Annotated in this window: 13 protein-coding genes; 6 read left to right on the top strand and 7 right to left on the bottom strand. The window is 46.0% G+C overall.

Annotated elements, in window-relative coordinates; all coding sequences use genetic code 11:
* Positions 1 to 5: 5 nt before the first annotated feature.
* Together kdpA and AB6805_RS08640 are read right to left on the bottom strand one after the other, a co-directional pair.
* Positions 6 to 1,718: a potassium-transporting ATPase subunit KdpA gene (gene kdpA / locus AB6805_RS08645; protein WP_370909033.1), complete on the bottom strand. Its 1,713-nt coding sequence runs from the start codon at positions 1,716 to 1,718 to the stop codon at positions 6 to 8.
* Positions 1,719 to 1,952: 234 nt separating this feature from the next.
* Positions 1,953 to 2,297, bottom strand: a complete 345-nt coding sequence (locus tag AB6805_RS08640; RefSeq protein ID WP_370909032.1) for a hypothetical protein — start codon at positions 2,295 to 2,297, stop codon at positions 1,953 to 1,955.
* 246 nt (positions 2,298 to 2,543) lie between these two features.
* Here AB6805_RS08640 and AB6805_RS08635 point away from each other — a divergent pair, with 246 nt between their 5' ends.
* Together AB6805_RS08635 and AB6805_RS08630 are read left to right on the top strand one after the other, a co-directional pair.
* Positions 2,544 to 3,575 carry a tetratricopeptide repeat protein gene (locus tag AB6805_RS08635; RefSeq protein WP_370909031.1) on the top strand — a complete coding sequence of 344 codons (1,032 nt, stop codon included), beginning with the start codon at positions 2,544 to 2,546 and terminating at the stop codon, positions 3,573 to 3,575.
* A 30-nt stretch (positions 3,576 to 3,605) separates the two neighbouring features.
* Positions 3,606 to 4,139: a DUF3267 domain-containing protein gene (locus tag AB6805_RS08630; RefSeq protein ID WP_370909030.1), complete on the top strand. Its 534-nt coding sequence runs from the start codon at positions 3,606 to 3,608 to the stop codon at positions 4,137 to 4,139.
* Between the two features lie 45 nt (positions 4,140 to 4,184).
* On the opposite strand, the gene AB6805_RS08625 is transcribed toward AB6805_RS08630, so the two are convergent.
* Entirely contained in the window at positions 4,185 to 7,925 is a 3,741-nt protein-coding gene (locus tag AB6805_RS08625; protein ID WP_370909029.1) for an SNF2-related protein, read from the bottom strand.
* Between the two features lie 227 nt (positions 7,926 to 8,152).
* Positions 8,153 to 8,947, bottom strand: coding sequence for an MBL fold metallo-hydrolase (locus AB6805_RS08620; protein ID WP_370909028.1), 795 nt, complete (start codon positions 8,945 to 8,947; stop codon positions 8,153 to 8,155).
* A gap of 225 nt (positions 8,948 to 9,172) precedes the next feature.
* Here AB6805_RS08620 and AB6805_RS08615 point away from each other — a divergent pair, with 225 nt between their 5' ends.
* Positions 9,173 to 9,553, top strand: a complete 381-nt coding sequence (locus AB6805_RS08615; protein ID WP_370909027.1) for a DoxX family protein — start codon at positions 9,173 to 9,175, stop codon at positions 9,551 to 9,553.
* Positions 9,554 to 9,751: 198 nt separating this feature from the next.
* On the opposite strand, the gene AB6805_RS08610 is transcribed toward AB6805_RS08615, so the two are convergent.
* The 3 genes from AB6805_RS08610 to gcvT all read right to left on the bottom strand — a co-directional run bounded on the left by AB6805_RS08610 (position 9,752) and on the right by gcvT (position 12,144).
* Entirely contained in the window at positions 9,752 to 10,474 is a 723-nt protein-coding gene (locus tag AB6805_RS08610) for a 2-phosphosulfolactate phosphatase (protein WP_370909026.1), read from the bottom strand.
* A gap of 16 nt (positions 10,475 to 10,490) precedes the next feature.
* Positions 10,491 to 10,964: a cell division protein gene (locus tag AB6805_RS08605; RefSeq protein ID WP_370909025.1), complete on the bottom strand. Its 474-nt coding sequence runs from the start codon at positions 10,962 to 10,964 to the stop codon at positions 10,491 to 10,493.
* A gap of 91 nt (positions 10,965 to 11,055) precedes the next feature.
* Positions 11,056 to 12,144: a glycine cleavage system aminomethyltransferase GcvT gene (gene gcvT / locus AB6805_RS08600; protein WP_370909024.1), complete on the bottom strand. Its 1,089-nt coding sequence runs from the start codon at positions 12,142 to 12,144 to the stop codon at positions 11,056 to 11,058.
* A 202-nt stretch (positions 12,145 to 12,346) separates the two neighbouring features.
* Here gcvT and AB6805_RS08595 point away from each other — a divergent pair, with 202 nt between their 5' ends.
* From AB6805_RS08595 to AB6805_RS08585, 3 genes are all read left to right on the top strand, one after another.
* Positions 12,347 to 13,624 (top strand): M28 family peptidase, encoded by a 1,278-nt coding sequence (locus tag AB6805_RS08595; RefSeq protein WP_370909023.1) that lies wholly within the window; start codon positions 12,347 to 12,349, stop codon positions 13,622 to 13,624.
* A gap of 106 nt (positions 13,625 to 13,730) precedes the next feature.
* Complete coding sequence (locus tag AB6805_RS08590) at positions 13,731 to 14,126, top strand: nuclear transport factor 2 family protein (protein WP_370909022.1); 396 nt, start codon at positions 13,731 to 13,733, stop codon at positions 14,124 to 14,126.
* A gap of 12 nt (positions 14,127 to 14,138) precedes the next feature.
* The gene (locus AB6805_RS08585; RefSeq protein ID WP_370909021.1) at positions 14,139 to 14,549 is read left to right on the top strand and encodes a hypothetical protein; all 411 of its coding nucleotides are present in this window, start codon (positions 14,139 to 14,141) and stop codon (positions 14,547 to 14,549) included.
* Positions 14,550 to 14,553 lie beyond the last annotated feature (4 nt).

Raw genomic sequence — 14,553 nt, 5'->3', positions numbered from 1 at the left:
AAAAATTACAGGGAAAAATACTCTGCGATCGGACCCAGTGCCAGCGCCGGGAAATAAGACAAGGCAGTGAGGATAACGATCACCGCGAAGGTCATGGCGCCAAAAGTGAGTGAATCTGTTTTCAGCGTACCGGCGGATTCAGGTATATATTTTTTAGATGCCATCAAACCCGCAATGGCCACTGGTCCTATGATAGGCAGGAACCTGCCGAGGATCAGTATAAAGCCGGTAGATACATTCCAGAAAACATTTCCATCTCCCAAACCTTCAAAACCGGAACCGTTGTTGGCATTGGCAGAAGTATATTCGTACAGCATTTCGGAGAAGCCGTGATAACCGGGGTTATTTAACCAGGCCGATGGCTTCACTGCCCAGTTGGCATCCGGATGGTGCGACAATACCCACGATGATAAAGCAGTACCGGCCAGTATCAGGAACGGCGACAACAGCGTAATGATAGCGGCGATCTTTACTTCCCGCGCTTCCAGCTTATGCCCCATAAATTCAGGCGTACGACCTACCATAAGTCCGGATATAAACACCGCGATAATGATAAAGATGTAATAGTTGAGGATACCCACGCCACAACCGCCATAGAAGCAGTTCAGCATCATACCCAGCAGCTGCATCAACCCGGTCATAGGCATGGTGCTATCGTGCCAGCCGCATACAGAACCGGTAGAAATAATAGTGGTTACCGTACTCCAGTACCCTGTGGCGGCGGCTCCAAACCGCACTTCCTTGCCTTCCATGGCCCCCGTAGCCTGTTGGATACCCATGTGGGCAATGGCAGGATTACCGGCCATTTCCTGCTGCATGGAAGGAATCAGCAGGCATATCATACCGATGGTCATGATCCCGAAGATGACCATCGCAAATTTTTTCCGTTGTATAAACATCCCCAGTGCAAATACCATTGCGATGGGAATGAGTACCTGCGCCACCATTTCTGTCATCCAGGTAACGTAGTTGGGATTTTCCAGCGGATGTGCGGAGTTGGCGCCAAACCATCCACCACCATTGGTGCCGAGGTGCTTGATCGCCACAAACCCTGCTACCGGGCCATGAGACACATTCACTGTGTCGCCCTGCATGGTAACAATCGCCTCTTTGCCGGCGTAACTGGCAGGCATGCCATTGAAAACAAAGATCAGTGCAATCACGATGCTTATTGGCAGCAGGATACGGGTAATTGTTTTCAGGAAAATATCCCAGAAGTTCCCCAGCTTAGTGGTTGTTTTTTCTTTCATGGCTTTGAACACCACGATCAGCGCTGCAATACCGGTAGCAGCGCTCACAAACTGCAGAAAGGCCAGTACAAATAATTGGGTGAAATAAGTAACGCCTGTTTCACCGGAATAGTGCTGCAGGTTACAGTTTACCACGAAGCTGATGGCGGTATTAAACGCCAGGTCGGCCGACTGGCCGGGGTTTCCATCCGGGTTCAGTGGCAGCTTATCCTGGAAGAACAGCGCAAAAAAGGCATATACAAACCATACCAGGTTGATGGTCAGTAATGCCTTCAGATGCTCTTTCCAGTTCATTTCCTCGTTGGGATTGATACCGGAAATTTTAAAGAAGAGGCGTTCCAGCGGCGCCATAAAATCGGACCAGGTCCGGTCGCCCCTGAATACCTTTACAATGTACCTGGACAAGGGCCAGGCCAATAAAAGCGTGATGCCGTAGGTGGCGATTACGCCTAAGATTTCTGTTGTCATTTAAGTAAGCTTTTTGCGTATAGGCGTGAGAGTAATATCTCCAATCAGAATTTTTCAGGTTTCAACAGTACATAGATCATGTAGCCGAAAACGAAAAGTGACAAAACAAATAATGCAGTCATGATAACAAGTGTTTTAGTTAGATCTTTTCGAAATAGTCGACCGATTTAAAGAATACGGCGAAGCAGGCTAATCCTGCCAGCACGAGGAGAATAGTCATCATCATAAAAGTGTTTAAATAGCTATAGTTTGTAAATGTTGAATCCTTACGTTCTTCAGTGATATAGGAAGCAGTTCCTTATGCTTTCCGCAGAGCAGGGGAGAGAGGGTATACATAAACGCGCTTTCGATGGCGTTACGCAGGGCATTGCTCCCATTGTGATACAATACAGCGGCCACGTTAAAACAACGTTTCACCTCATGAAGTTGTTCACTCCGGATCATCCTGCCGGTATAATCAGCAAAAGTGTGGATCACTTTACTGATGGAACCCTTTACAGGCTGTTGTTGTGCTGCGGGAAATGTTAACCCCGGAATCTGTAAACCTATCAGTTGAGAGATTTTTGAGTCTGGTAGCATATGAATCAATTGTTTTGATACAAATGGGGTAATGCCAGCGGAGTGCCATCATTGGGAATGAGTGCTTTAAAAGGGAATAAACGGTTATTAATCAGTGTATTAAATAATTTTCAGGGGAGATAGGGAGAAGATGTTCATTGGCCAAACCATGCAGAAATGGTAGGGTGTATGCAAAAATGAAAGAGTTTTGATATCTTTAATTTATATACCATATAACCCAATCCCTTACCTAAATCATGTGTATAAATGGATGAACTAAACGAAGAAGCTCCCAGAAATGGTTGTCATAATTGTTCCAACCCCGAAATAGAACCCGGATATCAAGCGCCACTTTGCCGGGACTGCAGGAAAAAGTTGAGCCGTTACCCTGTACTAACCAGTGTAAAACTTGCCGCCGCAGGAGTACTTGTGCTTTTTTTAATTTCGGGTTATAACTTCCCAAAGTATTTTAAAGCAGGCATTATCTATGAAAAGGCAATAAAAGCAGAAGCGACTCATCATTATGTAACGGAAAAAAGATTGTTAGAAAAGGTATTACAGCAGTTCCCCGACAATTTTGAGGCCAGTGAGCATTATATTATAGCCGCTTTTAATAACGTGGAATTGGAGGAAGCAGATAGCGTAATAAGACTGGTAGCCGGCAGAAAGAGTGACAACGTGGAGTTAATTGACAAGACAAACAACGCTATAGCAGATTTCCGTTATTATATGATTGCGGATACTGCATTTGCTGCGTCCCTAAGCCGCATACCCATTGACTCACCTTTGTATGAACAGACATTGGAGAAATATTGCAATAATCATCCTGAAGATGCCTGTGCCAACTATATCCTGGCTAAACATACATACAATAATGATAATTTCTCCCGGGCCGACAGTTTACTTAATAAGCTGTTAAAAAGCAATCCCGATTTTCAAGTCGCTAAGATCATGCTCTCTCATAGCTACAGGAAAGAGAAAAAATTTGAAAAAGCACTGCAATTGTGTGAAGAGGTACTGCAACAAAATGCAGAATCTTACTATGCACTGGCCAGCTATGCAAAGATTTTGCTGGCGCAACAACGCAATAAAGAAGCCTTGCAAAGGGCACAACAGGCTTATGAACTAAATCCGCATGAAGTAATGACATTAGGCACGTTGACGCTTGCCAATCATTTTAACGACAATATTAAAGAACGCGACCGGTTACTTAAAGTACTAGTATCCATGCCAGGAAGCGATTCCAGCAGCATTGCCGATATAACCGGTATCATCAACGGTAAAATCACTTATCGTTAATCATCTCCCTTAGCTTAAAAAATAAAAAAAATGTTTGTTCCAGGTATTCTTATTACCACGCTTACGTTTCCAGGTGTTGTTGTGCATGAATTTGCGCATCAGCTTTTTTGCCGGTTGTTTGGTGTTGCTATATTTGAAGTAAAATATTTCCAGGTGGACAATCCCGCTGGATACGTGATTCATGAAATACCGCGTAACCCATTACACCAGCTCGTGATCAGCATAGGCCCATTCATTGTAAACAGTCTGCTGGGATTAATTATTGCATTCCCCGCAGCCATCCCGGTAATAACCTTCGAATCGGGTACCGTGTTCGATTATGTGCTGCTTTATCTCGGTATCAGTATTGCCATGCATGCTTTCCCAAGTATTGGCGATGCAAAAAGTATGTGGTCTATTTTATGGCATGGTGAAAGTACGCCGCTGTGGCTGAAAATCATTGCTGTACCAGTAGCTGGCATTATTCTGCTCGGCGCCCTGGGTTCCTTCTTTTGGCTGGATCTTGCTTACGGCATCTTCGTCGCCATTGGATTACCGAAGATCATCATAGCGCTTTGTGCATGAAAAAGGGAGCGATGCAACATCGCTCCCCTATAAATTTATTCCGTTCTAACTGAACAGGTACAATACATCCTCTTTCGTCAGCTTCTTCACAAAACCACTGTCGTCGGAAATAATTTCCTTCACCAGTGATTTCTTACGTTCCTGCAGCTGCAATATCTTTTCTTCCACGGTGTCTTTACAGATCATGCGGTAAGCAAAAATATTCTTCGTTTGTCCGATACGGTGGGTACGGTCAATAGCTTGTTGCTCTACGGCCGGGTTCCACCACGGATCTACAATATACACATAGTCGGCAGCAGTAAGGTTCAGACCCACTCCACCGGCTTTCAGTGAAATAAGGAACACGCGGCATTCGTCGTTGTTCTGGAAGTTCTGAATAGCCTTTTCACGATCAACGGTGGAAGTGCTCCCATCAAAATACTCATAAGGTATTTTGAGATGCTGCATCCGGTCGCGGATCAATCCGAGCATACCCAGGAACTGCGAGAAGATCAGCACTTTGTGGTTGCCGATGTTTTCAGAAATTTCGCGGGTGAGTTCATGCAGCTTCACAGAATGGTTCGGATACTGTTCCGTATCATTCAGGATAGCTGGTGAGTCACAGATTTGCCGCAGCTTCATCAGACCTTGCAGAATGGTCAGCTGGGAGCGTTCCATGCCCTGATCTTCAATAACACCGAGGATCTTGGAGCGATAGGTATTCCGGTAGGCATCATAAATATGCCGTTGTTCCGCATCCATTTCGCAGAAAATGACGGTTTCTATTTTTTCCGGGAGATCTTTCGCTACCTGTTCTTTGGTACGGCGAAGGATAAACGGATAGATTAGCTTACGCAGATGTTCTTTTCTTTCTTCATCCTGGAATTTATCGATCGGCGTAGCAAATTCGTTACGGAAAAAGTCCACGCTGCCGAGCATTCCCGGGTTCAGGAAGTTCATCTGGGCATAAATATCGAAGGTATTATTCTGCATCGGGGTACCACTCAGCGCCAGCCTGTTCTTTGTCTGGAGCAGCTGTGCAGCTTTGGTTACTTTCGACTGCGGATTTTTAATGGCCTGTGATTCATCGAGGATGACATAATCAAACTCCAGTTTCATCAGCAGTTGAATATCGCTGCGAAGCGTACCATAAGTGGTAATGATGGCATCAAATTTACTCAGCTCTTCAGACGATTTCAATCGTGCCGGCCCGTGATGGATATGATGCCTGATATCAGGGGTGAATTTCCTGATTTCATTTTCCCAGTTATAGATCAGTGTAGTAGGACAAACAATCAGCGCCATTGTTTTACCGCCGTGCTTGTTCTTGTAATACTGCAGGAAGGTAAGCGCCTGGATGGTTTTACCCAACCCCATGTCGTCCGCGAGGATACCACCCCATTTGATATCATCAAGGTAGTTCAGCCACTGGAAACCGCTTTCCTGGTAGGGACGCAGGGTGGCTTGCAGGTTTTCCGGCAGGGCAATATTGCGGATTTCATCAAACTGCAGCAGTTTCCGGCGCTTTTGTTCAAGTTCCAATACTACTGCTTCATCATCAATAAATTCGTAGAGTTCATCGATGACGCTGAAGTTATATTTGCTGAGTTTAAGTCCTTTATCTTTTTCTTCCCCAACTTTGAAGAGGAGGGAGTATTTGCGCAGCCATTCTTCCGGCAACAGGCCCAGGGAGCCGTCTGCCAGCTGAACATAGTTCTGTTTGTTGGCCAGCGCATTTTTAATATCCTTGATGCTTACTTTCTGGTCGCCATACAATACTTCAATCTGTGCATCAAACCAGTCGATGCCGGAACTGATTTGTAAATTGGTAACCGGCTTATGCGAGCTGAATTTAAAGTTGCGCAGGTTATCGAACCCGAACACCCGCACATTCATTTCTTTCAGTGCATCGAAGAACAGGAAGAACCAGTTATTTTTCAGCGCTTCTTTAGCACGCAGGTAAAAATAATTGTGGTTATCGTGTTGCGCGAAGTTGGTATGTAAAGTGCGGAGTTTATTTACAAAAGTTTCTTCGGCTTCTTTATTCCGGTGGATAATGAGTACTTTATTTCCTTCCTGCACTGTGATCTTGCTCTCATCATTCCATTCTACTTCCTGGCCGCGGTAAGCGAATCCGGGTTGTATGATAAAGGTTTCGCCCAATTCTTTCAGAAATACCCGTGGCTCGGGCATTACATCTTTCAGTTCTGCCAGCAGTCCTTTATCGAACTGGATATCGTACTGACGGCTCAGCGGCAGCAGGTAGTCTTTCAGGTAAGCGGGCCAGTCTTTGTTAGCGATGCGCAGCTGACCGTTTTGACGGAAGAGTTCCACGTGCAGGGCATCCTGCGGGCTTTCAAACAGATAGATCATCTGTTTGTGCAGGAACAGCAACGGGCTTTCCCATTCGTTTTCAGATACATTCACCAGTTCACCTTCGATGGTCACGTAGCAGTTGATGTCTACATGCGTATCGCCGGTGTTGGTTTTAATGACCAGTTTGAGCCTGTCGGCGCCTATCTGCAGTTGTTGCAGGTTCTTTGTTTTAAACGCCTGCCGGTTGGGCAGTTCAAATACCAATCCATGTTCTGCCAGCTGTGGGAACAGTTTGGCGAGTTTAGGATGCAGGTATTCCAGCATCAGTTCTTTTGTTTCCGTGGGAAGTTCTTCTGCATTTTCGTGCGTTATATTTTCCCAGATACCGGCAAACGGAGAATTTTTGCTGAGGAATTTGCTGACTTCGCTGCCCTGTAATTTTCGTATAGGCGCTATCAGTTCCCGGTCTTTTTCCTTGAACTGGTAGAAGTCAACGTATTTAGTAAGATCCAGTTTGCTGGCCAGTGATACGAAGGCAGTTTGCTCTTCGTTAATTTCGCCGCTTACCAGGTCTATCTTGAAATAAGGGTATAATGTTTCGTTGGCGTTGAAAACCGCTGCCAACCGTTGTGTAATGGTAATGGTTTCTTCCGGTGGCGGGGGAGCTGTAACCGGTTGCCGGCTGCCTGCCGCGGCGCCATCTACCCGCTTGATGGTGGGGTCCAGTACACGTAAAAACGGTTTGCCGTCCATATAGGAGAAGGCAAACTTTCCGTCCAGGTCGTCGGTAAGAGAATAGCCGTATAAAGATAGCAGCTTGTTCTTTTCCTTGTCCCAGTTGCGGAGGGTATCGAAATAAAACGGGCCGTTTTTCTGCAGGAGTTGCAGGAAGAGGGCTGTTTTATGTACACACAGTGCATGTTCTGTTTCATCGCAGGTGCAATGCGTATCAAAAAACCGTTCTTCGTTCCGTTGAATGATCAGCGGGAACTCTTCTCCATTGACTTTCAGCAGGGCTTCTACCTTTTCATCTTTGGCCAGGCTTATTTTGGCGGGATGTTTCTTGGCAATTTCCTCTGCTTCTGCCAGTATAGTACCGGAGGTAAGCAGTTTAATAGATTTGATATCGATAGACTTCATTTTAATCAGCGTATGCTGCTGATCAAACTGTGTGTCGAAGCTCTCGAAATGATTTTTGTCCAGCATTTCCTGGAGCTGGAACAGTGCTGCCGCCTCGTGCCGGCAGATGTCGCCCAGGTTGTAAGGGCATTGGCACCGGATGGACATACCGGTAGTTTCTCCATACTTATTGATGGAAACACGGTAATAATTGGCATGTGTGTCGCTCTTAACGCGGAAGGTAGCTGTTTTCAGCACCGGGTCTGCCTCGATGAGCTCAACGCCCCCGGCCGAAAAAATACGCTTCCCCCTGCGGATCACTTCATCAGTGCCGTTGTTGTAAACATATTTTAGCAAATGGGGTAGCGACATACTATACGTTGTTGCCCGCTTTTTATTATCAGCAAAAGGGTTACTAGATATATCAAAAAAACTTAACAGCTGATAAAAAGGCAATCCACAAAAGTAAGCAGAAAATTTCTAATAACCCGCGGGTCACTCATTAAGAACCCGTTAACCGCTCTCCGTTTACTATGGCGGTGTAACGCGTATTTTTCAAGATAATTTTTTTTAAATATAGAAGCTTGTTTATCAATCGTTTACCGGATACGTTTCAGATATCTTTCCAGTGAAAAGTCGACAGCCTCCCTGGCGCCGGTTTTAATATATTTTCCAAAAGCGCCATACATCGCATCATAGCTTAACGGTTTTATGGCGGCATGCAGGGTATTAATTTCGTTGGCAGATAAAGGAATATTATTCGGATAACTGTACATCACTGATACAGTCTTCCTGTCGGAAGATACCTGTACCACATCACCCACAAGCAAACATCCCTTTCCGGCCGGCGAGTACAACACATTGCCGCCCTCAAAATGACCACCGCACAATATCAGCTGGATGTCGTCCCACAGCGGCAATTCATTGCCCGCCCATAATTTAATCACATCGTCGTGGCGCTGCAGCCATTGGGCATCCAGTTCGTGCACATAAACGGGAATGTTGCCAAAGGCATGACTCCATTCCACAATGGTGGAGAAATAATGCGGGTGGGAGAGGGCAATAGCCTTGATGCCGCCCAGTTTCTCAATAATATTAATCGTAGAGGCGTCGAGGTTAGCTATGCAATCCCAGAGGATATTCCCCGATGGAGTAATCAGTAAATGCGCCCGCTGCCCGATGGCAAAATCCGGCGTTGTGTAAATAGCATAAAGATCGGGCGCCACCATTTCTATAATATTACGGTGGGTTTGCCGCACCTGTTCCAGGGTCGTCCAGGCTTGTCCACCGGGATTTACATACTGCCGTTCATCTTCACAAATAGGGCAGCATGCCGGCGCCTTTTCTGTGGCATCATATTGCACCCCGCAGGTGCTGCAGATATAGTGTGTCATATCATCATCTTTAGAAAACAGAATATAGGATTTTTTGGTCAAAGCGAACAAGCCCGGCATAACAGAACTATTTGTTATTTCATGGATGCTCCAAAACTAGTCCACCTGGCTGACCAGCCCATGAAACGAAGCAGGCAAAAAAAAGTCCAATACAAAACACATTTTATCCATCGACTTCCCACGTCCCGCATCTTATTTTTGCATCACATTTTTAAACTCTTTTCTATGACAAACAACAACAAACTGGCATTCCTTATTCTTCGTATAGGCATTGGCGTATTATTCGCAATTTTTGGTATTATGAAAATTGCCGGCGGCGCCGGTACCTGGGAATTTCTTGGCGGCACCCTGAAAATAGTGGGTATTACTTTCTGGCCGGCGGTTTGGGGTTTTCTGGCTACCATGGCGGAATTCCTTGGCGGCATTGCACTGATCACCGGCTTCTTTGTACGGCCGGCGGCAATCGCCCTACTACTTACCATGGTGGTGGCAACGCTGTTTAAAATCACCAGCGGCGCGCCCTTTGCCGAAATTTCCTATCCGCTGACGATGTTACTGGTAACTATATCTTTCGCGCTGAACAAAGGTATCGCCCCAAAGGAGTAGGGCGCGAGTTTTGTCTTGGCTCAGGATTACGCTGATTATACTGATTTCTGGGATTTTATCCTTTGGATTTTTAAAATGATTAAGGGAGACATAAGCGAAAATATCCGCTTATGTCTCCCTTAATCTTTAAAATCAAATATGATCAAATCTTGGTAATCAGTATAATCAGCGTAATCCTGAGAAAGACAAAATCCGCGCTCACCCTGCAATGAGTTCCCCATCCCTGAACAGTGGCAGCACGTTGGCGCCGTCTGCAGTAAGACAGTAGTGAATATCTTTTTCCAGGCCGTACTGCGCAAGGCGTTTGTAGTGTGAGGCCTGTTTCATGAAGGTATAGATGTCGTGTTTAGCGGAGTGGTAAAGTGTTTCCGCGGCAATGGCGGAGTCGCAGTTTACATCAAAGTGTTCCTTGATACGGCTTACCACGGCGCCGGCAAACAGGGTATCTTCCATGTTTACACGGTCTTTCCAGGCAGCGCATCCGAGGATGACATTTTGGTTTTGTGCCACCAGGTAATCGCAAACGGCGCTGATGTTGGGGAAGGAACCGGTGATGATTTGTATGGCATCTTTAGCCATGTGGAGCAGCTTAGTACCGTTGGTGGTGGTAAGTACCAGCGTTTTATTTTCTACGAACTCGCGTGGATATTCAAAGGGAGAATTGCCGTATGCCAGTCCTTCTGCTATCCTGCCATCTCTTTCGCCGGCGGTGATACCGCTGATCGCGCGGCCGATGTTCACACATTCCTCCACACTGGCAACCGGTATTACCCGGGAAGCGCCGTTGTACAGGGCGGTGCAGATGGTAGAGGTAGCGCGCAGTACATCTATGATAACTACGATGCTGTTTTTTACATCAAACAAATGTAATAATGCCGGAGATAAACATACTTCCAGGCTGGGTTTGTTGCTATCTGTCATTCAGTTATGTTTTGCTTTAATCAAGGATTACCCGCCACTTTTCGCTCTCTGCATAATCCTTAATGGTATTATTTCTTTCCTGCAGGAGCCTGGTCATATATTTTTGCAGGTAGAGCCGCTCAAATACTTTTCCGAACCAGCCATAAGGGGCGCCAAAGTCCATAATATCAATCATCACCGTGGCGTTCTCTATTGGTTTAAAGTAATGTTCATGATTCATATGGGTAAAATCGCCGGCGGTCATCTCATCGGTAAAAAACTCGTTTTGACGCATAGCGGTGATTTTAGTGGTCAGTTCCCTCATTTTTCCCAGGTGCTTTGCTCTCCAGGTCACTGTTTCATTATAGGATATCAGGCCGTTGGTGCGGCCTTTTATCGCATCTTCCTGCCGGTGCGACATACTTCGCTTGTGCAGCGTAATGCTCCTGCTCAGGTCGTAGACCCGCTCCAGGGGAGCATAGATAACGGTAGTTAAATGAATAGTAGGCATAGATATGGTAATAAAATATAAAAATTCCGGTGCACCGAAAACTTTCCAGGCACCGAAATTAACAACTTTAACCGGCTATTCATACATATTCCTAGCTCAGGAAAGGCACTTTTACCACTTTTGCTTTCAGGGCCTTGTCTCTTACCGCAATAAAAATTTCTGTATCCTGTGCTGCAAAAGCCGTTTTCACATAGCCGAGACCGATAGCCTTCTGCATAGAGGGCGATTGAGTGCCCGAAGTTACGCGGCCAATTACATTACCTGCTGCATCCCTGATTTCGTAGTCGTGGCGGGGAATGCCTTTATCTACCATTTCAAAGCCTACCAGTTTTTTGCTAACACCTTCTGCTTTCTGTTTTGCGAATAACTCGCTGGAGGTAAATGGTTTGGTGAATTTGGTAATCCAACCCAAGCCTGCTTCCATTGGAGAAGTGGTATCGTCGATATCATTTCCGTAGAGGCAGAATCCCATTTCCAGGCGAAGTGTGTCACGTGCGCCCAAACCAATAGGCTTCAGGCCTTTAGGAGTACCTTCTGCGAAGATGGCATCCCAAATCTTATTGGCTGCTCCGTCGGTATCTTCAAAATAAATTTCGATGCCGCCTGCACCGGTGTACCCGGTGGCGCTGATCACTACATTTGGTACGCCTGCAAAGGTTCCTTTGGTAAAAGTGTAGTACTTCATGTTTACCAGGTCGGTTTCTGTAAGCGGCTGGAGGATGCTGGTAGCATTGGGTCCCTGGATGGCGAGGAGGCAGGTTTTATCGGAAATGTTGTGCATTTCCACTCCTTTGGTGTTGAACTGGGAAATCCAGTTCCAGTCTTTTTCAATATTACTGGCGTTTACCACCAGCATGTATACTTTATTTTCTTCGATACAATAAACGAGCAGGTCATCTACGATACCGCCTTCGTTGTTTGGCAGGCAGCTGTACTGCGCTTTCCCGGCAGTGAGCTTGGAAGCGTCATTGCTGGTAACACGCTGAATCAGGTCCAGCGCATTTTCGCCCTTTAAAATAAATTCGCCCATATGGCTTACATCAAACACACCGGCGTTGGTACGTACCGCCTGATGCTCATCGTTAATACCAGTGTAGGAAATAGGCATGTTGTAACCCGCAAAGGCAGCCATTTTGGCGCCCAGCGCAATGTGTTTCTCTGTAAAAGGCGTGTTTTTCATACTTTGTTTTTAAAACGGGGCAAAAATAGCGATTTGGAAATTATGAACGGTCAACATAAAACGGCGTATGACTGTTTTAAGACGAAAGGCATACATTATAAATACTTAAAATACAATGATATAGTCAAAAGAATTAACTGCCAATGTGCTTTGGGCCGTCTGTAATTCGTAATTTTGCTGCAACACCCAAAACAGATTCGCTGTGAAAAAGAAGACCTGGCTGTTACCATTGGTAGTTGTAACCATACACGTTCATGCCCAGAAAAAGGAAGACCGCAAAACAATTGGTAACCTGCAAACACACATCAGTTACCTGAGCAGCGACAAGCTGGAAGGCCGCAGTACCGGTGCTCCCGGCGAACAGCTGGCAGCCGCCTATATCTCTGCGCAAATGCAGAAAATTGGATTGACCCCTATGGGTGAGAATGGTTTTTTACAGGCTTTTACGGTAAAAGAAACCCGTGAACCGTCGGCAGACTGTCAGATGAGCATTGGCGGAAACAAGCTGGAAGCAGGTAAACAATTTGTGCCACTACCTTTCAGTGCCGGCAAATCGGCTAAAGGAGAAGCTATTCCGGGGGTGAACGAACCAGATAATATCTGGCTGATCAATGCAGCCGAACTGGATACCGACGGCCGGAAAAGCATGGCAGAACAGTATTTACAGCAAACTCAGACTGCCGAAAAATCCGGCGCCACCGGCGTGGTATTTTACAATGGCAAAGAAACGGCTCCCGAAGTAATGAAATGGCTGGCCGAACGTCCCAAAGCCGCCGGCATCCCGGCTGTATGGCTCAATGCCGACGTCAGCAAAAAACTGAGCGCTGATGATGCAGATGGATTTCCCATCCACATGCAGGTAGCCTTCAAAACTATAAAACGTAATGGTACCAACGTAATCGGCTATATCAACAATAAAGCTCCCAGAACCATTGTGATCGGCGCGCATTACGATTACCGCGGCTGGGAAATCACCGACAAAACGGAAGACAATGCCAGCGGCACCGCCGCCATGCTGGAAATAGCCCGCTTACTGAAAGGTTCCCGTCTTCATAACAACAATTATATTATTATCGCCTTTTCAGGGAAAGAACAGGGACTTTCCGGCTCTTCCTACTTTGCGTCCCACAGTACCGTAGATCTTTCGCAAGTGAACTACATGATTAATATGGATGGTGTCGGCACCCTGAACCCGGGTACGGCACTACAGATCGGCGGTACCGGCACATCGCCCGGATGGTCGGCCATTGTTCAGGAAGCTGCCGGCAAAGAGCTGCCACTGGTATATGATTCCAGCGGTATCAGCAACTCCGATCATGCATCTTTCTACAAAAAAAATATACCGGTACTCTATTTCTGCAAAAATACCTCCGCAGACAAGGTGAACTACGATGGCACCCTGCATGTGCTAAAGCTGGTGTACAACATCATCGACAAAACAAATAACAGGGATAAACTCGCGTTCAGCAGCATCCAGTGAGGTGCCCGAATTAGGATCGCTTCAAAATTTGCAGGTTACATATAAGTGCGAAATGTATATTTTCGCATAAATACGTCATTCGTAAAATTTCAATTTATCCCTGTAAATGGACGAGAAACTGGCGCTTATATACCGGTATTTCCAGCTGCTGGAGAGCTTTTCAGCAGATCCCGTTGAATTTGCCAGGATCTTTCATCCAAATATTATTCAGACTGAATATCCAAACCAGCTCTCGAATGAAATTAAACAACGGAACTTTGAGATCATGCTGGAAAGCATGGTTACCAATAAAATAATTTTGAAATCGCAGCACTTCAGTGTGCTGAAAGTAGTGGAATCAGGAAATACCCTGGTGGTAGAAGCCAAATGGACAGGGGAAATAGGCGTGGATGCCGGGCATTTCCGCCGGGGACAAATAATGAAAGCATTCATTTGCACCATCATAGAATTCCGCGACGGGAAAATTTACCGGCAACGCAACTATGATTGTTACGAACATTAAAGCTATGAGATTATGAAAAAAATATTATCACTACTGGGAGTTGCTTTGTTGCTGTTTGCGTGTAACCATACCCGTAACGATGAGCGCACCACCGACAGATCGGCCTATGACGTTATCACCGAAAAATGCTACGTGTACCGCGAGTTCAAGCCGGCCTCCAACCCGCTGACAGATTCCGTACTGCACTTGAGAAAGGAGCTGACGGATTACCTGGATCAGCACCAGTATAAAAGACATATGGCGGGAAAAGACAGCTTGCTTTTCCACCGCGAAAACGGCCAGGAAGTGATCATTGAGCTGCCCACCCCGCAGGATATCTGGGAACAAAGCACCATCATTGTTTTTGATCCGCAGAAAAATCCTTTGTTCGTAAATTTACACAAAGGCACTGCCCAACTGGAACATTACATTCAAGCAAAATAATCAG

The organism is Chitinophaga sp. RCC_12, from assembly GCF_041360695.1.
Classification (GTDB): domain Bacteria; phylum Bacteroidota; class Bacteroidia; order Chitinophagales; family Chitinophagaceae; genus Chitinophaga.
The sequence above is the reverse complement of the archived record's forward strand: the minus strand, read 5'-3'. Positions and strand labels throughout refer to the sequence as shown.

What these genes read in the sequence shown, in the direction of transcription:
- kdpA (WP_370909033.1), bottom strand. Translation starts at nt 1,718, where the DNA reads ATGACAACAGAAATCTTAGGCGTAATCGCCACCTACGGCATCACGCTT.
- AB6805_RS08640 (WP_370909032.1), bottom strand. Translation starts at nt 2,297, where the DNA reads ATGCTACCAGACTCAAAAATCTCTCAACTGATAGGTTTACAGATTCCG.
- AB6805_RS08635 (WP_370909031.1), top strand. Translation starts at nt 2,544, where the DNA reads ATGGATGAACTAAACGAAGAAGCTCCCAGAAATGGTTGTCATAATTGT.
- AB6805_RS08630 (WP_370909030.1), top strand. Translation starts at nt 3,606, where the DNA reads ATGTTTGTTCCAGGTATTCTTATTACCACGCTTACGTTTCCAGGTGTT.
- AB6805_RS08625 (WP_370909029.1), bottom strand. Translation starts at nt 7,925, where the DNA reads ATGTCGCTACCCCATTTGCTAAAATATGTTTACAACAACGGCACTGAT.
- AB6805_RS08620 (WP_370909028.1), bottom strand. Translation starts at nt 8,947, where the DNA reads ATGACACACTATATCTGCAGCACCTGCGGGGTGCAATATGATGCCACA.
- AB6805_RS08615 (WP_370909027.1), top strand. Translation starts at nt 9,173, where the DNA reads ATGACAAACAACAACAAACTGGCATTCCTTATTCTTCGTATAGGCATT.
- AB6805_RS08610 (WP_370909026.1), bottom strand. Translation starts at nt 10,474, where the DNA reads ATGACAGATAGCAACAAACCCAGCCTGGAAGTATGTTTATCTCCGGCA.
- AB6805_RS08605 (WP_370909025.1), bottom strand. Translation starts at nt 10,964, where the DNA reads ATGCCTACTATTCATTTAACTACCGTTATCTATGCTCCCCTGGAGCGG.
- gcvT (WP_370909024.1), bottom strand. Translation starts at nt 12,144, where the DNA reads ATGAAAAACACGCCTTTTACAGAGAAACACATTGCGCTGGGCGCCAAA.
- AB6805_RS08590 (WP_370909022.1), top strand. Translation starts at nt 13,731, where the DNA reads ATGGACGAGAAACTGGCGCTTATATACCGGTATTTCCAGCTGCTGGAG.
- AB6805_RS08585 (WP_370909021.1), top strand. Translation starts at nt 14,139, where the DNA reads ATGAAAAAAATATTATCACTACTGGGAGTTGCTTTGTTGCTGTTTGCG.